General features: G+C 65.6%; 19 protein-coding genes. 9 read left to right on the top strand and 10 right to left on the bottom strand.

Annotated features, from left to right (window positions below; all coding sequences use genetic code 11):
- Positions 1–7 precede the first annotated feature (7 nt).
- The 3 genes from MUU56_RS04230 to MUU56_RS04220 all read left to right on the top strand — a co-directional run bounded on the left by MUU56_RS04230 (position 8) and on the right by MUU56_RS04220 (position 2,916).
- Positions 8–1,102 carry a sugar-transfer associated ATP-grasp domain-containing protein gene (locus MUU56_RS04230; protein WP_244766072.1) on the top strand — a complete coding sequence of 365 codons (1,095 nt, stop codon included), beginning with the start codon at positions 8–10 and terminating at the stop codon, positions 1,100–1,102.
- Between the two features lie 109 nt (positions 1,103–1,211).
- A complete protein-coding gene (locus MUU56_RS04225; RefSeq protein ID WP_244766071.1) occupies positions 1,212–1,685 on the top strand; it encodes a cupin domain-containing protein in 474 nt (157 codons plus the stop codon).
- 61 nt (positions 1,686–1,746) lie between these two features.
- A complete protein-coding gene (locus MUU56_RS04220) occupies positions 1,747–2,916 on the top strand; it encodes a nucleotide sugar dehydrogenase (RefSeq protein ID WP_244766070.1) in 1,170 nt (389 codons plus the stop codon).
- A 35-nt stretch (positions 2,917–2,951) separates the two neighbouring features.
- On the opposite strand, the gene MUU56_RS04215 is transcribed toward MUU56_RS04220, so the two are convergent.
- On the bottom strand, positions 2,952–3,113 hold the full coding sequence (locus MUU56_RS04215; RefSeq protein ID WP_244766069.1) for a hypothetical protein: 162 nt from the start codon (positions 3,111–3,113) through the stop codon (positions 2,952–2,954).
- A gap of 378 nt (positions 3,114–3,491) precedes the next feature.
- Here MUU56_RS04215 and MUU56_RS04210 point away from each other — a divergent pair, with 378 nt between their 5' ends.
- The gene (locus MUU56_RS04210) at positions 3,492–4,733 is read left to right on the top strand and encodes an AGE family epimerase/isomerase (RefSeq protein WP_244766068.1); all 1,242 of its coding nucleotides are present in this window, start codon (positions 3,492–3,494) and stop codon (positions 4,731–4,733) included.
- A 98-nt stretch (positions 4,734–4,831) separates the two neighbouring features.
- Entirely contained in the window at positions 4,832–5,239 is a 408-nt protein-coding gene (locus MUU56_RS04205; RefSeq protein WP_244766067.1) for a DUF3307 domain-containing protein, read from the top strand.
- 10 nt (positions 5,240–5,249) lie between these two features.
- On the opposite strand, the gene MUU56_RS04200 is transcribed toward MUU56_RS04205, so the two are convergent.
- Entirely contained in the window at positions 5,250–6,146 is an 897-nt protein-coding gene (locus MUU56_RS04200; RefSeq protein ID WP_244766066.1) for a hypothetical protein, read from the bottom strand.
- A 273-nt stretch (positions 6,147–6,419) separates the two neighbouring features.
- Here MUU56_RS04200 and MUU56_RS04195 point away from each other — a divergent pair, with 273 nt between their 5' ends.
- The 4 genes from MUU56_RS04195 (at position 6,420) to MUU56_RS04180 (ending at position 11,354) form a co-directional block, all read left to right on the top strand.
- Positions 6,420–7,469, top strand: a complete 1,050-nt coding sequence (locus tag MUU56_RS04195; protein ID WP_244766065.1) for a helix-turn-helix domain-containing protein — start codon at positions 6,420–6,422, stop codon at positions 7,467–7,469.
- 89 nt (positions 7,470–7,558) lie between these two features.
- On the top strand, positions 7,559–8,932 hold the full coding sequence (locus MUU56_RS04190; RefSeq protein ID WP_244766064.1) for a transaminase: 1,374 nt from the start codon (positions 7,559–7,561) through the stop codon (positions 8,930–8,932).
- Complete coding sequence (locus MUU56_RS04185) at positions 8,929–10,317, top strand: glutamine synthetase family protein (protein WP_244766063.1); 1,389 nt, start codon at positions 8,929–8,931, stop codon at positions 10,315–10,317. The genes MUU56_RS04190 and MUU56_RS04185 overlap by 4 nt, the downstream gene beginning before the upstream one ends.
- A gap of 2 nt (positions 10,318–10,319) precedes the next feature.
- Complete coding sequence (locus tag MUU56_RS04180) at positions 10,320–11,354, top strand: histone deacetylase family protein (RefSeq protein ID WP_244766062.1); 1,035 nt, start codon at positions 10,320–10,322, stop codon at positions 11,352–11,354.
- Positions 11,355–11,357: 3 nt separating this feature from the next.
- Here the strand turns inward: MUU56_RS04180 and MUU56_RS04175 are convergent, their stop codons facing one another.
- The 8 genes from MUU56_RS04175 to MUU56_RS04140 form a co-directional block, all read right to left on the bottom strand.
- A complete protein-coding gene (locus MUU56_RS04175; RefSeq protein WP_244766061.1) occupies positions 11,358–11,648 on the bottom strand; it encodes a type II toxin-antitoxin system RelE/ParE family toxin in 291 nt (96 codons plus the stop codon).
- A 6-nt stretch (positions 11,649–11,654) separates the two neighbouring features.
- On the bottom strand, positions 11,655–11,891 hold the full coding sequence (locus MUU56_RS04170) for a CopG family ribbon-helix-helix protein (RefSeq protein WP_244766060.1): 237 nt from the start codon (positions 11,889–11,891) through the stop codon (positions 11,655–11,657).
- A 41-nt stretch (positions 11,892–11,932) separates the two neighbouring features.
- Positions 11,933–13,081, bottom strand: a complete 1,149-nt coding sequence (locus MUU56_RS04165) for an alpha-hydroxy acid oxidase (RefSeq protein WP_244766059.1) — start codon at positions 13,079–13,081, stop codon at positions 11,933–11,935.
- Between the two features lie 444 nt (positions 13,082–13,525).
- Positions 13,526–14,569, bottom strand: a complete 1,044-nt coding sequence (gene fba, locus MUU56_RS04160) for a class II fructose-bisphosphate aldolase (protein WP_244766058.1) — start codon at positions 14,567–14,569, stop codon at positions 13,526–13,528.
- A gap of 246 nt (positions 14,570–14,815) precedes the next feature.
- On the bottom strand, positions 14,816–17,539 hold the full coding sequence (locus MUU56_RS04155; protein WP_244766057.1) for a DNA translocase FtsK: 2,724 nt from the start codon (positions 17,537–17,539) through the stop codon (positions 14,816–14,818).
- A gap of 107 nt (positions 17,540–17,646) precedes the next feature.
- Complete coding sequence (locus MUU56_RS04150; RefSeq protein ID WP_244766056.1) at positions 17,647–18,714, bottom strand: ABC transporter ATP-binding protein; 1,068 nt, start codon at positions 18,712–18,714, stop codon at positions 17,647–17,649.
- An 11-nt stretch (positions 18,715–18,725) separates the two neighbouring features.
- Positions 18,726–19,556 (bottom strand): carbohydrate ABC transporter permease, encoded by an 831-nt coding sequence (locus MUU56_RS04145; RefSeq protein WP_244766055.1) that lies wholly within the window; start codon positions 19,554–19,556, stop codon positions 18,726–18,728.
- Between the two features lie 4 nt (positions 19,557–19,560).
- Positions 19,561–20,484 (bottom strand): carbohydrate ABC transporter permease, encoded by a 924-nt coding sequence (locus MUU56_RS04140; RefSeq protein ID WP_244766629.1) that lies wholly within the window; start codon positions 20,482–20,484, stop codon positions 19,561–19,563.
- Between the last annotated feature and the right edge of the window lie 67 nt (positions 20,485–20,551).

Raw genomic sequence — 20,551 nt, 5'->3', positions numbered from 1 at the left:
CAAAAGAATGCTGACCGAAGATTTCCAGGTCTATCTGAAGGCTTCGGACAAGAAACCAATTCCGCAGCAGGTTTCCGAGATCTATCAACTCTACACACTGTACGGCTACCTCCCCTATCAATACCTGAAACACAGCCTCTATCTCAGGCGGTTCGGCAAGGAAATCTACCGGTATTTCCCGACGGAGCTCCTGCACATCGCGCGCGACACGGCGAATGCGGCAGCGGACCCGACGATCGTCGAGGACAAGCTGCTCTTCGAGACCACTATCCGCGCGGCCGGTCTGGGAACGACCAACACCCTCTTCCGGCTGCGGCGCGATGCCATCAGCGACATGGCCGGCAAACCGGTTTCCCATGACGACTTCGTCCGGGCGATCGACGCCATGGACCTTCCCGACGGCATCATCGTCAAGCCGCTCACGGGCGGTTCGGGCAGCGCCGTGTTCAAGCTGCGTACCCGCGACGGCCGCCTGCTGCACAAGGACGAGGTGCTTGACCAGGCCCGGTTCAACCACCTCGTCTTCAACACCAACAACGGCTTCCACTGGACGGACTTCATCGTCCAGGAAACGATCGACCAGCATCCGGAGCTTTCCCGGTTCAACCCGACCTCCGTCAACACGGTGCGCATCGATACCTTCGTCGACGCGGCGGGAACCGTCCATTTCAATACCGCCGCGCTCAAGGTGGGCATGCCCGGCAGCATCATCGACAATTCCGGCATCGGCGGCTACATGATCGCCGTCGATATCGAAACCGGCCGCCTCATGACGGGCGCCAAGCGCGAGCCGAAATACGGCGGCCAGTATTACGATATCCGCTCGACCTTCGGCATCGACCCGGCGACATTCACCATGCCGTTCTGGCGCGACGTACGCGAGGCGGTGCAACGGGCCGCCCAGACGCTCGCGCCTTTCCGGTCGCTGGGTTGGGACATCGCCATCACGCCGTCCGGTCCCCTCATCATCGAAGCCAATGCCGACTACGGCATAGAAGTCCTGCAGGAGCTTGCAGGCGGGTATGTCGACAAGGCGCTCGGCCAGTCCTATCTCGACCGCCATCCGGCCAGAAAGGAACGCATCCTCGAAGCCCTGCAGTAGCACACCGGCAGAAACGGGGGATGTGAAGGAACAGGTTCAGATATTCTTTAGATCTCTCCCGGAGAATTCGGGAGCGCATTGGGGCAGCACGATTGCCGGGGGGCAGGACATGGTATTGAAGTTGATACTGGCGTCGATGGTGGGGGTGGCGATACGCACGCGCTATTCCGAGATCACGACGGCGAAGGGGATCGTCACCGCCGCGCTCGACGAACTTGAAATGGCGCCCGCGCCGATCGAGCCCTCATGGATCATCGCCGGCAACCCGGAGGCGCGCCTTTCTCTTCACTCGCGTTCCGCCGACCAGCAGGCGACGACCGCCATATGGGACTGTACGGCCGGCACCTTCCGCTGGTATTTCGGATGGGACGAAACGGTCCTCATCCTGGACGGCGAGGTGCGGGTCACCGGCGAGGACGGCGCCGAGCGCGTGCTGAAGGAGGGCGACATCGCCTATTTCCCGGCAGGGTCCTCGGCGATCTGGCACATCGACGACTATGTCCGCAAGATCGCATTCGGCCGCCGCGAATTTCCCGGCTCCGTCAACATGGCATTGAAACTGCGGGAGAAATTCCGCCGATAGACAGCAGGCCCTTCCCCATCGAAGCCGGCTGCGCCGTCCGTCCATCCGTTCAGAGGTATTCATGGTCGACATCACGGTTGCCGGCATCGGTTATGTCGGCCTTTCCAATGCCGTGCTTCTCGCACAGCACAACGACGTCCTTGCCTATGACATCAGCGAACAGCGCGTGGCCAAATTGAATGCGCGCGTCTCGCCGATCGTCGATGCGGAGATCGAGACCTATCTGCGCACGCAGCCCCTGCGGCTGAGGGCAACGGCGGACAAGGCCGAAGCCTTCGCCAAGGCCGATTTCGTGGTGGTGGCGACGCCGACGAACTACGATCCGCACAGCAACTATTTCGACACGAGCAGCGTCGAGGCCGTCATCGAGGACGTGCGGCGCGTCAACGCCGGCGCCACCATCGTCATCAAGTCGACCGTGCCCGTCGGCTATACCCAATCATTGCAGGCGGCGCGCGACGACCACCGCATCCTCTTCTCGCCCGAATTCCTGCGCGAGGGCAAGGCGCTCCACGACAACCTCCATCCCTCCCGCATCGTGATGGGGGGCGACACGCCCGAGGCCCGCCGGTTCGCGGGCCTGCTCCAGGAAGGAGCGATCAAAAAGGACATCCCCCTGCTGTTCACCGGCTCCGGGGAGGCCGAAGCGATCAAGCTTTTCGCCAACACCTATCTCGCCATGCGGGTCGCCTATTTCAACGAGCTCGATTCCTATGCCATGACGCATGGCATCGACACGCGCCAGGTCATCGAGGGGGTCGGGCTCGATCCGCGCATCGGCACGCACTACAACAACCCTTCGTTCGGCTATGGCGGCTATTGCCTGCCGAAAGACACGAAGCAGCTGCTTGCCAACTTCAGCGAAGTGCCGCAGAACCTCATCCGGGCCATCGTGGACGCCAATACGACGCGCAAGGATTTCCTGGCCGACGACATCGTCGCGCGCAACCCCGAGGTGGTGGGCGTCTACCGCCTTGCCATGAAGAAGGATTCGGACAATTTCCGCGCCTCCTCCATCCAGGGCATCATAAAGCGCATCAAGGCAAAGGGTATCCCGGTCATCGTCTACGAGCCGGATTTCGAGGGGGACACGTTCTTCCGCTCCGAAGTCGTGCGCGATCTCGCCGACCTCAAACGCCGCGCCGACCTCATCATCGCCAATCGCCTCGCCGAAGAACTCGAAGACGTCCGGGACAAAATCTACACGCGCGACGTGTTCGGAGCAGACTGAGGCAGTCCGCGATCATCGCATCTGGAACGGAAAAATCAGCCGACGAGGCCGAAGACCACGGCGCCGACGAAGAGAAAGGCACCGGTAATGACGATCTGGTTCACGAGGGCCTGCTGTCTGGCACGGCGGGCCCTGCGGTCGTTGGCGATGCCGAAGGGCAGATAACCGGGGCGGCCTTCGAGTTTGGCGTTGCTCATCCATCATCCCTTGTTGTGAAGGCTCTCTTCAGTCGGCCTTCGGGTGCGGACGATCATGTCCGTCCCGTTTTCTGAGGAGAGTTATATATTATCCCTATAAGATTGATAGAGTATATTTTCTCATTTTCGCCGCAATCGTAAATTCGCTTTTCCCCCTCCCGGGGCTGCGTCTTCCGCCGGGAACGGGGCCTTCGTTGCCGGGTTGCCGTCCCCTCGGTTCTGGGCCATAACTCCCCTCCCACCGATCCGGAGGCCAACCGTCATTGCGAGCGTTGCGGGCCGTGCGTGAACACCGCGCCACGGCAGATTCCCCCCGCGCCCGTGACGACCCCGGCACGGGAAACAACAATGCGGACCGATCAAAAAGGAGAACGCATCATGGGCGCAACGGGACATCCAGGCACAGCATGGCGCAAGCGCGACTACCATCGCCAGTGGCTTTGGCGCGAAGCGAACCGCCTCTTCGATTTCTTCCAGAACCGGGCCTTCAATCCGCTCGGCGGGTTTCATGAACTCGATGCCGAAGGCCGACCGCTCAACCCCGGAAACCCCGTGCGCGGTATTCATTCCACCGCACGCATGGTGCATTGCTTTGCCATCGGCAGCCTGCTCGGACGTCCCGGCTCCGACGATATCGTCGACCACGGCATGAAATACCTTTGGGAAAAGCACCGGGACGCGGAGCGCGGCGGCTATCACTGGTCGCTCGACAATGCCGGCCTGCTCGATGCCAGCAAGCAGGGTTACGGCCATGCCTTCGTGCTGCTGGCCGCCTCCAGCGCCAAGGTCGCCGGCCATCCGGATGCCGACCACATGATCGCCGACGTCACCGAGGTTCTGGAAAAGCGTTTCTGGGAAGGCAAGCACGGCGCGATCGCGGAGGAATTCGAGACGGACTGGACGGCGGTGCCCGGTTATCGCGGCCAGAATTCCAACATGCACCTGACGGAAGCCCTGATGGCCGCCTACGAGGCGACCGGCGAGAAGACCTATCTCGACAAGGCGGAAAGCGTCGCCGACCTCATCATCCGCCGCCGCGCCGGCGAAAACGGTTTCCGCGTGCCGGAACATTTCGACGAGAACTGGGTGCTGGACAAAGAGTATCGCGGCAACGAGATGTTCCGCCCCTCCGGCACCACGCCCGGCCATTGGCTGGAATGGGCGCGCCTCATCCTTCAACTCCACGCCCTCGGCGGCAGGAAACACGACTGGATGCCGGAGGCGGCGAAAGCCCTCTTCGCCCAGTCCATCGCGCTCGGCTGGGACAAGGAGAAGGGCGGCTTCTTCTATACGCTCGACTGGAACGACGAACCGGTCAACCGGAGCAAGCTATGGTGGCCGATGGCCGAGGGCGCGGGCGCGGCGGCATTCCTTTGCGAGCACCTGCCGGGCGACTTCCACGAGACCTGGTACCGGAAAATCTGGGACGCCATCGCGCGCCATTTCCTTGATCAGGACCGCGGCGGCTGGCATGAAGAGCTGACGGAAGATCTTGCGCCGAGCTATACCCTGTTCGCCGGCAAGGGAGACATCTATCATGCGCTCCAGGCCTGCCTGATCCCGCTCTATCCGGCGACAGGCAGCCTGACGAAGGGCATCGCCGAGGCTGGCGGCCGCTAGAGCAATTCCAGCAGAAGTGCACAGCGGCCTTGCGTCCGGAAATCGCGTAGAAGGGGCCGCCCACCCCTGCTTTACGGCGGCGGGCAGACGGGAGCCGAATGATCGACATACCGGACCAGATCTCGACCATATGGATCGCCGCCGCCATGGCGGCGTTCCTCGTCAAACACTTCCTGGCGGACTTCGTTTTCCAGACGGACTGGATCGCCATGGGCAAGGAGCGGCGAGAGGGCTGGTTGCTGCCGCTTGCCATCCATGCGGGCCTGCACGGCGCCATTACCGCCCTTCTGTTTCTCCTCGTTGCGCCGCCGCTCGCCTGGCTCGGCCTTGCCGACGCCCTCGTGCACGGTACGATCGACCGGATGAAAGGCGTCATGGCCCGCCGCCAGGCACTCACTCCAAAGCAGACGGGCTTCTGGTGGCTTCTCGGCGCGGACCAGACGCTGCATCACATGACGCACCTCGCCCTTGCCGTCGTTCTCGCCGCCGCCGGCTCCGCCGGATAGGACGCCGTCGTCAGGCCGCCGCGCTGGTGCGTCCGGCCGGCAGGGCCTCGCGCAACAGCAGGTCCGTCAGGGCGAACTTGTCCGCGAACCAGCGGTCCGCCGCATGCCACATGGCCGGCGTCAGCCGGATGTCGTGGCCGCCGCGCGCCGTGGTGGTCAGGAGGCCGGCATCGCGCGCCGCCTCGACGATGCGGCGGACATGGGTGCGCGACACGCCCGTCTGCATAGCAAGCCGCTGGTAGCCGGAGCCGATGACGGCATCGCCGCCGTCCCGGCCGCCCCGCAAGAGAAGCAGCAGGATCATATAGCCGCAATCATGGGCGAAGAACGGCGCCAGCGGCAGATGGCGGCGGATGAGCCGGCTGAGGCCCGGCAGATGCGGCAGCGTCGCCCGGCGCATGGCACGGTGCAGATCCGGCTCCAGCGGCCCGCTCCGCCCCTCCGTCGGCGAAAGCCCGAGCGCCGACAAACCATCGACGAGAAGACCGAGAATGCCGGCATCGCGCGCCAGAAGGGCCGCGCTCGGAACGAGCAGCCGCACGCGCCGGTCCGATGCATGCGGCTGCTGCGTGAGGAAACCGTATTTGCGCAGACAGGAAACCTGGGCCTCGACCCGGTTGCGGCTCGCCACGCCGAGTTCCGTGACCTCGCGCTGGAGCCGCCCGAGCGTCAGCCAGGTGGAGGATTGCCCCATGTCCTGGCCCGCATGCAGCGAAAGCGCGGCGAGATAACAGAGGAACCGGCCCTCCTCCAGGATAAGCCGGTTGAAGAGGTGGTTGCCCTCATAGAGGGCGAGCTTGCCGGCCACCAGCCGGTCCCGCGCCGCGGCAAAACCCGGCGCATTCAGGAATTCGAACGGCGGCACCTGGAAGACCAGCGCGCTGTCGGCAAAGGAAACCTGATCCATACCTCTTCCTCGATCCGGAACGATGCGCCCGCCGTCGTGTTTGCCGCAGCACCGCGGGCCCGAATGGACCCTTTATTTTCCATGGGGTTGCAGCCCGATGAAACTGTCAATTGTATTAGGAATGCCAATGGTCATTATGAGACAGGAGGCCAAAAGAATGAGACGCCGTGCCAAGCCTGCAAATCCGGCACGACGGCGAATTTCCGGGAACCTTCGCCCGTTCCGCCTCTTGGATAGGCAAGACCGCCCGTTACCGAACCGCCGCGAGAGAGAATGAGCCCCGCCGCCAAGTTGCCCTCCAACTCCGTCCTTGCCGAAGCCGGCGCGCACTGTCGCCGGGAAAGCCAGCTCTTTGCCGAAACGCTCGACCCCGTCTTCCGCACGACCATGACGACGCCGGAGCGGATCGACGATTTCCGCGCCAGCCTCTCCACCTACTTCATGGGCCCTGCCCTGTTCTTCGCCGCCGAAATGCTCGGCACGACCTATCGCTTCGCGCGCGACCCCGGCCGCATCGCCCGCAGCGGCCTCGACCTCATCTTCGTGCAGGTGACGCTCGATGGCTGCGACCGGCGCACGGTCGCCGGCGAGACGGTGCTGGTGGAGGCGGGCGACATCTCCCTCTTCGACCTGTCGCGTCCCATGCAGGCAGAGACGCAGCATTGCCGCAATCTCACGCTCGTGCTGCCGCGCCACCTGCTCTTCGCCAAGGAGGCGCAGAACGACGCCCTGCACGGCCTGCTCCTCAAGCGATCGACGAGCACGGCCCGGCTGGTCGGCAGCCATCTGCGCGCTCTTTTCGCGGACCTCACGGACATCACCCCGGCCGAGGCGCCGGCCATCGTCACCGCCACGGCCAATCTCGTCACCAATCTCGTCGGCCCGCAGGTCGCCGAGCGGAGCCAGCCCTCGCCCACGGTGCGCGGCGCCGTCATCATGGAAATCCGTCGCTACATCGAACAGAACATCGCCCTGCCGGATCTCGGGCCGGACCACCTGTGCAAGATGTTCGGCCTGTCGCGCGCCTCGCTCTACCGGCTGTTCGAGCCGATCGGCGGCGTCACCGACCATATCCGCACCCGGCGCCTGCGCGCCGCCTTCGACATGCTGGCGAACGAGCGCAAGCGCACGGTCGGCGAGATCGCCTATGCCTGCGGCTTCTCCGATACGTCCGCCTTTTCCCGCGCCTTCCGCCACCAGTTCGGCATGAGCCCGAGCGAGGTGCGCGAGATGGGCGACCGCAGCGCGCTGCCGAAGGGCTCCGCGGAAAAGCAGGCGGCCGCCTCCGTGCACGACTGGCTGCGCATCGTCAGCGCGCTGTAGCTTCTCCGGCAGGCATCTTGTCGTTTGACACTTGAAATCACATCAACCAATATGTGATCACATTTCTTGAGGACTTGCTGGAGAACGGGATGGAGAGGGCGAACCTGGAGGCGCGCGCCCGCGCGCTCATCGAGGCGGAGGCAGAGGTTTTTCGCGCGCGGCGGCCGCGTTCGGCGGCGGCGCATGACGAGGCGGCATCCGGTTTCTTCGACGGCGTGCCGCAGCACTGGATGCTCGACTGGCCGACGCCCTTCCCCCTCGTCGTCGATGAGGCCAGCGGGGCGGAGCTCGTCGATCTCGACGGCAACCGCATCGTCGACGTCTGCCTCGGCGACACCGGCGCCATGTTCGGCCACGGCCCCGCCCCGGTTCTCGAAGCCCTGAAGAATGCCGGCACGCGCGGCCTCACCACCATGCTGCCCTCCTCCGACGCCGCAGCGGTCGGTCGCCTGCTTGTGGAGCGCTTCGGCCTGCCGCGCTGGCAGCTCGGCGCTACCGCCAGCGACGCCAACCGCTTCGCCATCCGCGTCGCCCGCGCCGTCACCGGCCGGGCGAAACTCCTCGTCTTCGACGGCTGCTACCATGGCGCCGTGGACGACACGCTGGTGGATCTCGTCGACGGCAGGACCGTTTCCCGCCGCAACCTGCTCGGCCAGGTGCGCGATCTCGGCGAACTCACCGTCTCGATCCCCTTCAATGACGAGGCGGCGCTGGAAAAGGCGCTCGCCGGACACGACATCGCCTGCGTGCTCGCCGAGCCCGTCATGACGAACTGCGGCATGATCCCGCCCGCTCCCGGCTTCCATGCCGCGCTGCGGCGCCTGACGCGCGCGGCCGGCACGCTGCTGCTCATCGACGAGACGCACACCATCTCCACGGGCCTTGGCGGCTACAGCAAGGTGCACAGCCTCGAACCGGACCTCATGGTGATGGGCAAGCCGATCGGCGGCGGCGTGCCGGTCAGCGTCTGGGGCATGACCCAGGCGATCTCCGACAGGCTGCACGTCATCCGCCGCGAACAGAGCGGCCACGGCCATTCCGGCATCGGCACGACGCTGTCGGGCAGCGCGCTGCAGCTCGCCTGCCTGCGCGCCTGCCTCGAACAGGTGATGACCGAGGAGGCCTATCGCATCATGCAGGCGCGCGCCGACCGCATCGAGGCCGGCTTCAAGGCGGCCATCGCCGCCGCGGGCCTCGACTGGACCGTCGCGCGCGTCGGCGCGCGGCTGGAGGTCGTCTTCTCGCCGGTCCCCGTGCGCAACGCCGCGGAGGCGCGCGCCGCCGCGTCGGACACGATCGAGGCGGCCCTGCATCTTTCCATGCTGAACCTCGGCTACCTCCTGACGCCCTTCCACAACATGGTGCTCGTCAGCCCCGCCCTTTCGGAACAGCAGGCCGACGGTCTCGTCGCGGCCTTCGCGACCGTCACCGGACGCCTTGCGGAACGGAGGGCCGCCGCGTGAGCCGCGACATCGCCACCCGCCCGCCGGAGGCCGCCGACATTTCGGAAGCCGAAGCGTTCCTTGCCGCGCATCCCGAAATCACCGCCTTCGACCTCGTCCTGATCGACCTCAACGGCATCGCGCGCGGCAAGATCATCCGGCGGCACGAGCTGCTGGCGATCTTCCGCTCCGGCCGTCACCTGCCCGGCTCGATCCTCGGCCTCGACGTGACGGGCGAGGACGTGGAGGAAACCGGCCTCGTCTGGTCGGATGGCGATGCGGACCGGCGCGCCTGGCCGGTTGCCGGCTCGCTCGTTCCCCTGCCCTGGACTTCCCCGCCGCGCGGCGAACTGCGCCTCGCCCTCTTCGAGCTCGACGGCACGCCGATGGCGGCCGACCCGCGCCATGCGCTGGCCCGCCAGGTGAGGCATCTGGAGGCAGACGGTTTCCACCCCGTGCTCGCCTACGAGCTGGAATTCTACCTGCTCGACCGCGAGCGCGCGGCCGACGGCACCTTCCAGCCGCTGCGCCTGCCGCTTTCCGGCGAACGGCCGGATGGCATCCAGGTCTATGGCGTCACCGAGCTCGACCGGCTGGAGCCCTTCATCGACGCCGTCTATCGCGGCGCGGAGGCACAGGGCCTGCCCGTCGAGACGATGATCTCGGAATATGCGCAGGGCCAGTTCGAGCTGACGCTGCGCCACGGTGCGGCGCTGCGCGCCGCCGACGACCTTGCCATGCTGAAGCGCCTCCTGCGCGCCCTCGCCGTCCGACACGGCATGATGGCCTGCTTCATGGCAAAGCCTTTCGCCGGCCGTGCCGGCTCCGGCATGCATGTGCATGCGAGCCTTGCCGATGCCGGGGGCGTCAATCGTTTCGCCGACCAGGGCGACGCGCTCTCGCCCCTCCTGAAACAGGCCGTCGCCGGCCTGCTGGAAACGATGCACGAATCCATGCTCGTCTTCGCCCCGCATCTCAATTCCTGGCGCCGCTTCTCCGCCCAGAGCTATGCGCCGACGACGCCGACGTGGGGCACCAACAACCGCAGCGTCGCGGTGCGCATTCCGGCCGGCTCCCCCGCCGGGCGCCATCTGGAACAGCGCGCCGCCGGCATCGATTCCAACCCCTATCTCGTCGGCGCCGCCGTGCTTGCCGGCATGCGCAAGGGCATTGTCGACCGGGCCGACCCCGGCCCCGAAACGACGGCCTATGCGGAGAATGCCGGCGACGCGCTGCCGCCGGACTGGCGCAGCGCCATCGAGACGGCCGCCCGCTCCGCCTTCCTGAAGGAGGCGTTCGGCGAGCGGCTGCACCACGTCCTCCTCGCCCTCAAGCGCGCCGAATACCGCCGCTTCGCCGCGGAAGTCACCGCACTCGAACGCACGCTCTATGGTGAAGTCGTCTGATCATGAAAACCTTCTATACCGCCGATCATCACCTGCATCACAGCGGCATGGAACTGTCCTTCGGCCGCATCGTCGAGACCTTCGAGAAGCCGGAGCGTGCCGAAATCGTTCTCAGGCGCGTCAAGGAGGTCGGCCTCGGCCCGGTGATCGAGCCCCCCGCCTATGACCGCGCAGCCATCGAGCGTGTCCACACGCCGGACTATCTCGATTTCCTGCAGAACGTCTTTGCCGAATGGCGCGCCGCCGGCCGCGACGGCGAGGTCTGGCCCTATAGCTGGCGTCACCGCTCGATGCCGATGCTCGACGCCCCGCCGTCCGGCCTCGATGCGCGGCTTTCCTATTATTCCTTCGACATGGCGGGCTCGATCACCGAGACCACCTGGCAGGCCGCCAGGCGCGCCGCCGACACGGCGCTTGCCGGCACCGATGCCGTGCTGTCCGGCGAACGCGCCGCCTTCGCGCTCTGCCGCCCGCCCGGCCACCATGCCGGCCGCGATTTCTTCGGCGGCTACTGCTATCTCAACAATGCCGCCATCGCCGCCCAGCGCTTCCTCGACAACGGCCACGCCCGCGTCGCGATCTTCGACGTCGACTACCACCATGGCAACGGCACGCAGGAGATCTTCTACGACCGCGACGACGTTCTGCTGGCGAGCCTGCACGGCGACCCGGATTTCGAGTTTCCCTTCCACCTCGGCTATGCCCGCGAGCGCGGGGCCGGCCGGGGCGAGGGCTTCAACCTCAACTATCCCCTCCCCGCCGGCACCGGCTGGCTCGAATGGCAGGCCGCCTTCGAGGATGCGCATGCACGGATCGGCGCCTACGCCCCGACCGCCCTCGTCATCTCGCTCGGCGTCGATGCATTCAAGGAAGACCCGATCTCGCAGTTCAAGCTGGAAAGCGAGCATTTCCTCACCATCGGCCGCCGCATCGCCGACTTTGCCCTCCCGATACTCTTCGTCATGGAAGGCGGCTACGCGGTGGACGCCCTCGGCATCAACGCGGTGAATGTCCTGCAGGGGTTCGAGGGCGCCTGACGGTCAAAAGGTGTCTGGCCATTCCCCCGCGCCATGCTGCACGAAGAGAACGTCGATTCGGGTTTCCAGCACACGATAGGCGACGATATAGGGTGTCCCCGGCACGACGAGCTCTCGCGTTCCCGCGATCTCGCCGGGCCGCCCGATGAAGGGATTGTCGGTCAGTAGGCGCCGGGTGCGGCTGTGGATAGCCGTTACGGTGCGCGCTGCAGCGGCAGGATTGCGCTCGGCGATGTAGTCGCCTATCGCCTCAAGCTCCCGAAGATAACGGCGGGTCCAGACGACCTTCGCCATCGGCGATCAGCGCGCTGCATATTTGTTGAGGACGAGCGCGATCTCGTCCTCGCTCGCAAAGTCGCCGCGCTCCGCATCGGCAAGCCCTGCCTCGACGCCCTCGATCCATTTTTCCTGCCAGGCAAGCGAGCGGCCATGCGCCAGCGCATCCTCGATGATCTGCCCGCGGGTCAAGGACGACCGTGCCGCCAGCGCATCGATGCGGCGATCAAGGTCCTTGGAAATGTCGTCACGCTTGGCCATGCCGCATTCTCGCATGAACCCTGCTGCCCCGCCAGCCCCGCTCAAAGATCGGTGTGCAGGTTCTTCCGCGACAGGTTCTTCACGTCGCGTTCGCCGCAGAGCGCCAGGGTGACGTCGAGTTCCTTGCGGATGATCTCGAGCGCGCGGCGCACGCCCGCCTTGCCGCCGGCGCCGAGGCCGTAGAGGAAGGGGCGGCCGATATAGGTGCCCTTGGCGCCGTAGCAGAGCGCCTTGAGGACATCCTGGCCGGAGCGGATGCCGCCGTCGAGATGAACCTCCATCCTGTCGCCGACGGCATCGACGATGCGCGGCAGCATGCTGATCGAGGAAGCGGCGCCGTCGAGCTGGCGGCCGCCATGGTTGGAGACGATGATGGCGTCGGCGCCGCTGTCGAGCGACATGCGCGCGTCCTCCTCGTCGAGGATGCCCTTGAGGATGAGCTTGCCGCCCCAGCGGTCGCGGATCCATGCGATGTCCTTCCAGGACAGCTGCGGGTCGAACTGTTCCGAGGTCCAGGAGGAGAGCGAGGAGAGGTCCGTCACGCCCTTGGCGTGGCCGACGATGTTGCCGAAGGTGCGGCGCTTCGTGCCGAGCATGTCGAGGCACCAGAACGGCCGTGTCGCCATCTGCCAGACGTGTTTCGGCGTGAAGCGCGGCGGGGCGGAGAGGCCGTTGCGCAGGTCCTTGTGGCGCTGGCCGAGGATCTGCAGGTCGAGCGTCAGCACCAGCGCCGAGCAGCCGGCCGCCTTGGCCCGGTCGATGAGGTTATGGACGAAATCCTTGTCCTGCATCACGTAGAGCTGGAACCAGAAGGGTTTCGACGTGACGGAGCGCACGTCCTCGATCGAGCAGATGCTCATGGTGGACAGCGTGAAGGGCACGCCGGCCTCCTCCGCCGCCTGCGCGGCGAGCATCTCGCCATCGGCATGCTGCATGCCGGTGAGCCCGGTCGGTGCGAGCGCGACGGGCATCGACACCGGCTCGCCGATCATCTCGCTGGCCAGCGAGCGGTTGGTCATGTCGACGAGCACGCGCTGGCGCAGCTTGACCTTGTGGAAATCGTCCTCGTTGGCCCGGTAGGTGCCCTCCGTCCAGGCGCCGGAATCCGCGTAGTCGAAGAACATCTTCGGCACGCGGCGGCGCGCCCGGTCCTTGAGGTCCGCGATCGTCAGGGCCTGGTCTACGCTCATGCTGTCTGTCCTCGCATCATCCGGCTTTTCGGGATCGCATTCTTTTACGAGGGGGCGCACAGGCCTGCAACGGCTTCCTGCCGGTTTCGGCAGGAAAGATGCATCCTCATATGAATGAGATATTCAGGAATAAGGAATGGTGCGGCGGCGCTGTCAATGCGCATTTCCTGACCGGTAGCCGGAGCCGCAAGGAAAATCGCCCTACCGGCAGACCGGGAGGGCAATCGCATATGGAATGCAGTCATCGCCCCAGATCCCTTCTCCCCCGGGGGGGAGAAGGTGCCGGCAGGCGGATGAGGGGGAGGTCGAAGGCGTAAAGGATTTGTCCGAACCACCCCCCTCATCCGGCCCTTCGGGCCACCTTCTCCCCGCGGGGGAGAAGGGGTTACGGCATCGTCTTGCCCCACATGCGATTGCCCTGCGGTAGGCCAGGAGGCCGAAAGCTTACTTGGTGGCGTAGAACTTCGCCATGTCGGGCAGGCGCTTGATGCGGATGCCGGAGGCCTTGCCCGCGGTGCGGAAGGCTTCGAAGCGCTCCTTGCAGACGTCCGCCATCAGGGCGGTCGCCGGCTTCAGGTAGTTGCGCGGGTCGAAATTGTCCGGCTTCTCCTTGAAGTTCTTGCGGATGGTGCCGGTCATGGCAAGGCGCAGGTCCGTGTCGATATTGACCTTGCGCACGCCGAGCGGGATGGCCTTCTGGATCTCGGCGACCGGAACGCCCCAGGTCTGCTTCATCTCGCCGCCATAGGCGGTGAACAGATCCTGCAGGTCCTGCGGAACCGAGGAGGAGCCGTGCATGACGAGATGCGTGTTCGGCAGCTTCTTGTTGATCTTCGCGATCGTGTCGATCGACAGGATGTCGCCGTCCGGCGCGCGGGTGAACTTGTAGGCGCCGTGGCTGGTGCCGATGGCGACGGCCAGCGCGTCGACGCCGGTCCTGGAGACGAAGTCGAGCGCCTGGTCCGGGTCGGTCAGCAGTTCCTCGCGGGAAAGCTTGCCCTCGAAGCCGTGGCCGTCTTCCTTGTCGCCGGCACCCGTTTCCAGGTTGCCGAGACAGCCAAGCTCACCTTCGACCGAAACGCCGGCCGCGTGCGCGATCTTCACGACCTCCGCCGTCACGTCGACATTGTATTCGTAGCTGGCGACGGTCTTGCCATCGGCGAGCAGCGAACCGTCCATCATGACGGAGGTGAAGCCGTTGGTGATGGCCGAAATGCAGGTGGAGGGCTGGTCGCCGTGGTCGAGGTGAAGGCAGACCGGGATATGCGGATATTCCTCGGCCGCGCCGAGGATCAGGTGGCGCAGGAAAGCATCGCCCGCATAGGCGCGCGCACCGCGGCTCGCCTGCAGGATCACCGGAGAATCCGTCGCATCCGCCGCGCGCATGACCGCCTGGATATATTCCAGGTTATTGACGTTGAATGCGGGCAGTGCGTAGTCGTTCTCCGCTGCGTGATCGAGCAGTTGCCGCATGGTGATCAATGCCATTCCTGTCCTCCTTTGGATGCCGGTTTCTCGGGTCGGCGGCACTATTCACAGATCGTTCCGCCATATGCAACAGGCCGGAAAGACCCTATTCCAAGCCAAATCGATTAAATGTGACAGGCGCAACAAATTTCCCGTGGACATGACGAAAATCCGGCCCGCGCTGGCGGGCCGGATCAAGAAATGCGTTGCGATTCAAATAAGTAGGACAAATGCCCGGCGGCTGGGCAATCGCCGCCGGCGCAACTGTCACTCGTCGTCGCTCGGCTCTGGCGCCTGGAAGCTGCCGCGCTCGCCGGAGATGATCTCGCGCTTGCCGACATGGTTGGCGGGGCCGACGAGGCCTTCCTTCTCCATGCGCTCGACGAGGGAGGCGGCGCGGTTGTAACCGACGGCAAGGCGCCGCTGGATATAGGACGTCGAGCACTTGCGGTCGCGCATGACGACCTTGACGGCCTTCTCGTAGAGGTCGTCGCCGTCTTCCGCCGCGATATCGCCCTTGTCGAACACCGCGCCGCCGGCCGCCGGCTTCTCGTCCTCTTCTTCCTCTTCCTCGGCCGTCACGGTCTCCAGATATTCCGGGCGACCCTGGGCCTTCAGATGCAACACGACCTTTTCGACCTCCTCGTCTGAGACGAAAGGACCATGCACGCGGGAAATCCGCCCGCCGCCGGCCATGTGCAGCATGTCGCCCTGGCCGAGCAGCTGTTCGGCGCCCTGCTCGCCGAGGATGGTGCGGCTGTCGATCTTCGACGTCACCTGGAAGGAGATACGCGTCGGGAAGTTGGCCTTGATCGTGCCCGTGATGACGTCGACCGAGGGGCGCTGCGTCGCCATGATCAGGTGGATGCCGGCGGCACGCGCCATCTGGGCGAGCCGCTGGATCGCGCCTTCGATCTCCTTGCCGGCGACCATCATCAGGTCGGCCATCTCGTCGACGATGACGACGATATAGGGCATCGGATCGAGAGCGAGCTCCTGCTCCTCGTGGATCGCCTCGCCGGTTCCCTTGTCGAAGCCGGTCTGGACGCTGATCGAGATCGTCTCGCCCTTGTCGCGCGCGGCGGCGACGCGGTTGTTGTAACCGTCGATATTGCGCACGCCGAGGCGGGACATCTTCCGGTAACGGTCCTCCATCTCGCGCACCGCCCATTTCAGCGCCATGACGGCCTTCTTCGGATCGGTAACGACGGGGGTCAGCAGATGCGGGATGCCGTCATAGATCGACAGTTCCAGCATCTTGGGGTCGACCATGATCAGGCGGCATTCTTCCGGACGGAAGCGGTAGAGCAGCGACAGGATCATCGTGTTGATGGCAACGGACTTGCCCGAGCCGGTGGTGCCGGCGACGAGCAGATGCGGCATCTTGGCGAGTTCCGCGATGACGGGTTCGCCGCCGATGGTCTTGCCGAGGCAGATCGGCAGCTTGAAGCCGGTCTTGGCGAAATCCTGGCTCTCGATCATCTCGCGGAAATAGACGGTCTCGCGGGTCGCATTCGGCAGCTCGATGCCGATGACGTTGCGGCCGGGCACGACCGCGACACGCGCCGACAGCGCCGACATGGAGCGGGCGATATCGTCGGCAAGGCCGATGACGCGGGAGGATTTGACGCCGGGCGCGGGCTCGAATTCATAGAGCGTGACGACCGGACCCGGGCGGACATGGATGATCTCGCCGCGCACGCCGAAATCTTCCAGCACGCTTTCGAGGAGGCCGGCATTCTGCTCCAGCTGTTCCTGGGTCAGCACGTAGCCGACGGTGCCCGGAGGCTCCTGCAGGAGTTCGCGCGGCGGATATTCGTAGGCATCGCCGGCCGGCGTCGCCATCATGACCTGGAACGGCCGGGCGCGCGACAGCACCGAGGACGGGGTTTCGCGCACGGGCTCGACAGCAGCAACCGGGGTGACGGCCGGCGTGGCGGCAACCGGGCCGGGCTGGACCTCGGCGACGACCGGAACGGGTTCAGCGACCGTCTCGACGACCGGGGTCGCGACGACCGCCACGGGCTCCGCCTTCACCTCGGCAACAGGAGCAAGTTCGACCGCCGCAGTCCGGGCAACAGCCGGGCGGCATTCGACGACGCGGAAGAGCGAGGCGATGGAGGGGACTTCCTGACGCACCCCCGGAACCGCGACGGGCTTCGGCACGGCCACGGCGGCCGGCGCGGGAACGGGCATCGGCATGCGCACCACGGCGACGGCCGGCCTCGCCGGACGCTCGACCGCATCCTCGTCCGGCACCAGCGTCTCCCAGAAGGCGTGGTCGGAGAGATTGGCAAAACGGCTGATTGCGGTACGCACGTCGGTCTTCTCGGCTGGCTTCGTGGTGGAAATGGCCGGTTTGGCGACGGGGACGACCGCCGCTGCGGCAACGGGTGCCGGCAGCGGGCCGGCCGGCTTGAACACGACGGCGGCATCGGCAGGCGTTCCGCTCGTGCCCGCGGCGACCACGGCCTGCACCAGCGGCGGCACCGGCTCGACAACGGCTGCCGCTGCGGCAGCCTCGGCCTGCTGCGCCTCGGAGCGGCGGCGGCGCTCCTCCAGCGCCTCGCGCAGGCGCTGCAGCAGTTCCGTCTGGGAAAGCGGCGCCATCTCGGCGGGCTGAGCCGCCGGCTGGACGGCCTGCTCGACCGCCGGCTCGGCCTGCTGCATCTCTTCCGCGGCCGCCTCCTCGATCCTGGCGGCGACCTTGTCGGGGGTACGCGTGAAGCGGACATTCGGCGCCATGTAGAAATGGCTCTCCCAGCTTCCGTCGGCATACTGGCCGGGGTCGTAGCTCCGCAGCACCGGCGAGCGGAAACGCGGGCGATAGTCCTCGTCGTTGGCGACCGGCTCATCGGCCGCATGCCAATCGTCGGCCTGCGGGAGGGATTCCGGCAAGGCATTGTTTTCGCGGGAATAATACGGCGCTTGTTCGCCGGCTCCCTCTTCGGTTTCAAGGATGGGGTAGAAGTTTGTTCTGGAAATACGCATGAACCTGCAAACTCGACGATCATTGCCGATAGGGATGCGTAGATGGTTAGGAAATGAAGGTTAACATTGTCTTTGGACGGGACCGAAATCGTGTTCACGATCCCGTTTCATTCCACCCGCTGGCCCTGCGTCCCGAAGAGGTGAAGCCGCTCCTGCGGCAGGTCGACGCGGACCGCCGGGCCGGGATCCAGCATCGCCCGGTCGAGCGTAAAAATTTTCATCGGGACATCGTGGATGCTCACATGCATGATGATGCCGAAGCCCGTCGGCTCGATGAGGTCGACCTTCGCCTCCAGCGCGCCGTGCGCATCGAGCACCACATGCTCGGGGCGGATACCGAGCGTCGCCGTCGCGCCTGGTTCGATGCCGGCCCTTTGCGGGACGGGCAATGTCACCCCGTTCGCCAGCCGCAGCTCCGCCTGGTCGCCTGATACGAGATAGCAGCCCTCGAAGAAGTTCATGCCCGGCGAGCCGATGAAGCCCGCGACGAAGAGATTGGCCGGCCGGTCGTAAAGATCGAGCGGCGTACCGACCTGCTGGACGACGCCGGCATGCATGGCGACGATCCGGTCCGCCAGCGTCATGGCCTCGATCTGGTCGTGGGTGACGTAGATGGAGGTCGCATGAAGATCGCCGTGCAACTTCTTGATTTCGGCGCGCATCTGCTCGCGCAGGCGCGCATCGAGATTGGACAGCGGCTCGTCGAAGAGAAAGGCCTTCGGCTGGCGCACGATGGCGCGGCCCATGGCGACACGCTGGCGCTGGCCGCCGGAAAGCGCGCGCGGGCGGCGCTCCAGCAGCGGATCGAGGCCGAGTTTCGCAGCGGCCCCGCCGACGGCACTGGCGATCTTCTCCTTGGCGGTGCGGCGGAGCTTCAGGCTGTAGCTCATGTTGTCGGCGACGCTCATATGCGGGTAGAGCGCGTAGGACTGGAACACCATGGCGATGTCGCGATCCTTCGGGGCAAGGTCGTTGACCCGCCTGCCATCGATGCGGATGTCGCCGGACGTAACGTCCTCCAGCCCCGCGATCATGCGCAGCAGCGTGGATTTCCCGCAGCCCGAGGGGCCGACCAGCACGATGAACTCGCCGTCGCGGATGGTGAGATCGACGCCGTGCAGCACGGAAAAGGTGCCGAAGCTCTTGCGGATGTCCTGGATGTCGATGGAAGCCATGGAAGACCCTTTCAGCCTTTTACCGCGCCGGCCGTCAGGCCCTGCACGAGGTAGCGCTGGATGAGGAGGAAGAAGAGGCAGGCCGGAATGAGCGCGAGAATGCCCGCCGCCATCATCTGCCCGAAATCGACCGAGAATTTCGAGACGAAGGTGAGAAGGCCGACAGGGAAGGTCGCCGCGTCGTTGCCGGAGATCAGCATCAGCGCGAAGAGCAGTTCGCTCCAGGCGGCGGTGAAGACGAAGCCGAGCGTCGCGGCGATGCCGGGCAGCGTCAGCGGCAGGATGATCTGGCGGAAGGCGACGAACTGCGTCGCCCCGTCGATCATCGCCGCCTCCTCCAGGTCCCTCGGAATGCCGTCGAAGAAGGACTGCATGAGGAAGGTGGCGAAGGGCACGTTGAAGGCGGTGTAGACGATGACGAGGCCGGTCAGGCTGTTGGTGAGGCCGAGCGGCGAGAGCATCTTGAAGATCGGCGCGACCAGCATGACCAGCGGGAACATCTGCGTGACCAGCATCAAGGCGACGATCCAGTACTTCGCCCGGAAACGGAAGCGCGACAGGGCGTAGCCGGCGAGCGAGGCGAGGATCGTGACCGCCACGGCCGTCGAGCCGGCGACGATCAGGCTGTTCTTGAAGAAGGTCGGAAAGGCGCTATGGGCGATGACGAACGTATAGTGCTCAAAGGTGGCGCGCGAGGGCCACATGCGCACGCCCTCGCTGTAGAGCAGGTCGTTCGGCGTCACCGAGACCTTGAGCAGCCAGAACAGCGGGAAGAGCGCGACGACGATGTAGGCGAGGATCGCGAGCCGGTGCGCCACGGTGAGGAAAGGCTTGCTTCTCATGGTCTCACCCCTTGTTCAGCAGCGTCTGGCGCAGAAGCACGATCAGCATGGAATAGGCGAGCAGCAGGACCAGCAGCACGAGGGCGATGGCCGAGGCGTAGCCGAAATCGAGGCGCTTGAAGGCCTGCGTGAAGATGTAGCTGGCGACGATCTGCGTGCGGTCGGCCGGCCCGCCATTCGTCATGACGACGATGAGGTCGGCGAAATTCGAGATCCAGACGGTGCGCAGCAGGATGGTGATGGCGATTGTGGGCGCGAGGAACGGCAGGGTGATCGAGAGGAAGCGCTGGACCGGCCCTGCCCCGTCGATGCTGGCCGCCTCGTAGAGATCGCGCGGGATCGCCTGGAGCGCGGCAAGCAGGGTGATGGCGAAGAAGGGAATGCCCCACCAGACATTGGCGGCGATCGGTCCCCACATGGCGAGCTGCGGGTCGGAGAGGATGTTGTTCGGCGCATCGAGAATGCCGAGCGCATGCATCCAGTGCGGCAGCGGGCCGATGACCGGGTTGAACAGCCAGGCCCAGTTGAGGCCGGCAAGGAAGCTCGGCACGGCCCAGGGCAGGAAGACCAGCGCCTGCGCCAGGCCGCGGCCGGCAAAGGGCTTGTCCAGGAGCAGCGCGAGGATGAGGCCGAAGATGAACTGCAGGAAGACCGAGGCGCCCGTCCACCACAGCGTGTTGCGCAGCGCCCGGAAGAAGGCTTGGTCCTCACCCAGCGCGCGAAAATGATCGAGCCCGATGAAGCCGCCGGAAAACGGGTTCAGCAGCTGGATATCGCGGAACGCATAGGAAATGCCGAGCACCAGCGGCACCAGCATGACGGCGATGATGAGGATCAGCGCCGGCGCGCTGTAGAGATAGGGTTCCGATGCGTCGGCAATCCGCTTCCTGAGCGGCCGCACGGCGTGCGGATGGGCGGCAAGGGTCATCGTCTCGCTTCCGTTGAAGGTGGCGGGGCGTTCCAAACAGTGTCTCCGGGCGGAGCCTCGTGTCTCC

It is taken from the genome of Shinella yambaruensis, from assembly GCF_022899355.1.
Taxonomy (GTDB): domain Bacteria; phylum Pseudomonadota; class Alphaproteobacteria; order Rhizobiales; family Rhizobiaceae; genus Shinella; species Shinella yambaruensis.
The sequence above is the reverse complement of the archived record's forward strand: the minus strand, read 5'-3'. Positions and strand labels throughout refer to the sequence as shown.

Excerpts from the sequence above, each read along its gene's own strand:
- MUU56_RS04230 (WP_244766072.1), top strand. The coding sequence starts at position 8 with ATGCTGACCGAAGATTTCCAGGTCTATCTGAAGGCTTCGGACAAGAAA.
- MUU56_RS04225 (WP_244766071.1), top strand. The coding sequence starts at position 1,212 with ATGGTATTGAAGTTGATACTGGCGTCGATGGTGGGGGTGGCGATACGC.
- MUU56_RS04220 (WP_244766070.1), top strand. The coding sequence starts at position 1,747 with ATGGTCGACATCACGGTTGCCGGCATCGGTTATGTCGGCCTTTCCAAT.
- MUU56_RS04215 (WP_244766069.1), bottom strand. The coding sequence starts at position 3,113 with ATGAGCAACGCCAAACTCGAAGGCCGCCCCGGTTATCTGCCCTTCGGC.
- MUU56_RS04210 (WP_244766068.1), top strand. The coding sequence starts at position 3,492 with ATGGGCGCAACGGGACATCCAGGCACAGCATGGCGCAAGCGCGACTAC.
- MUU56_RS04205 (WP_244766067.1), top strand. The coding sequence starts at position 4,832 with ATGATCGACATACCGGACCAGATCTCGACCATATGGATCGCCGCCGCC.
- MUU56_RS04200 (WP_244766066.1), bottom strand. The coding sequence starts at position 6,146 with ATGGATCAGGTTTCCTTTGCCGACAGCGCGCTGGTCTTCCAGGTGCCG.
- MUU56_RS04195 (WP_244766065.1), top strand. The coding sequence starts at position 6,420 with ATGAGCCCCGCCGCCAAGTTGCCCTCCAACTCCGTCCTTGCCGAAGCC.
- MUU56_RS04190 (WP_244766064.1), top strand. The coding sequence starts at position 7,559 with ATGGAGAGGGCGAACCTGGAGGCGCGCGCCCGCGCGCTCATCGAGGCG.
- MUU56_RS04180 (WP_244766062.1), top strand. The coding sequence starts at position 10,320 with ATGAAAACCTTCTATACCGCCGATCATCACCTGCATCACAGCGGCATG.
- MUU56_RS04175 (WP_244766061.1), bottom strand. The coding sequence starts at position 11,648 with ATGGCGAAGGTCGTCTGGACCCGCCGTTATCTTCGGGAGCTTGAGGCG.
- MUU56_RS04170 (WP_244766060.1), bottom strand. The coding sequence starts at position 11,891 with ATGGCCAAGCGTGACGACATTTCCAAGGACCTTGATCGCCGCATCGAT.
- MUU56_RS04165 (WP_244766059.1), bottom strand. The coding sequence starts at position 13,081 with ATGAGCGTAGACCAGGCCCTGACGATCGCGGACCTCAAGGACCGGGCG.
- fba (WP_244766058.1), bottom strand. The coding sequence starts at position 14,569 with ATGGCATTGATCACCATGCGGCAACTGCTCGATCACGCAGCGGAGAAC.
- MUU56_RS04155 (WP_244766057.1), bottom strand. The coding sequence starts at position 17,539 with ATGCGTATTTCCAGAACAAACTTCTACCCCATCCTTGAAACCGAAGAG.
- MUU56_RS04150 (WP_244766056.1), bottom strand. The coding sequence starts at position 18,714 with ATGGCTTCCATCGACATCCAGGACATCCGCAAGAGCTTCGGCACCTTT.
- MUU56_RS04145 (WP_244766055.1), bottom strand. The coding sequence starts at position 19,556 with ATGAGAAGCAAGCCTTTCCTCACCGTGGCGCACCGGCTCGCGATCCTC.
- MUU56_RS04140 (WP_244766629.1), bottom strand. The coding sequence starts at position 20,484 with ATGACCCTTGCCGCCCATCCGCACGCCGTGCGGCCGCTCAGGAAGCGG.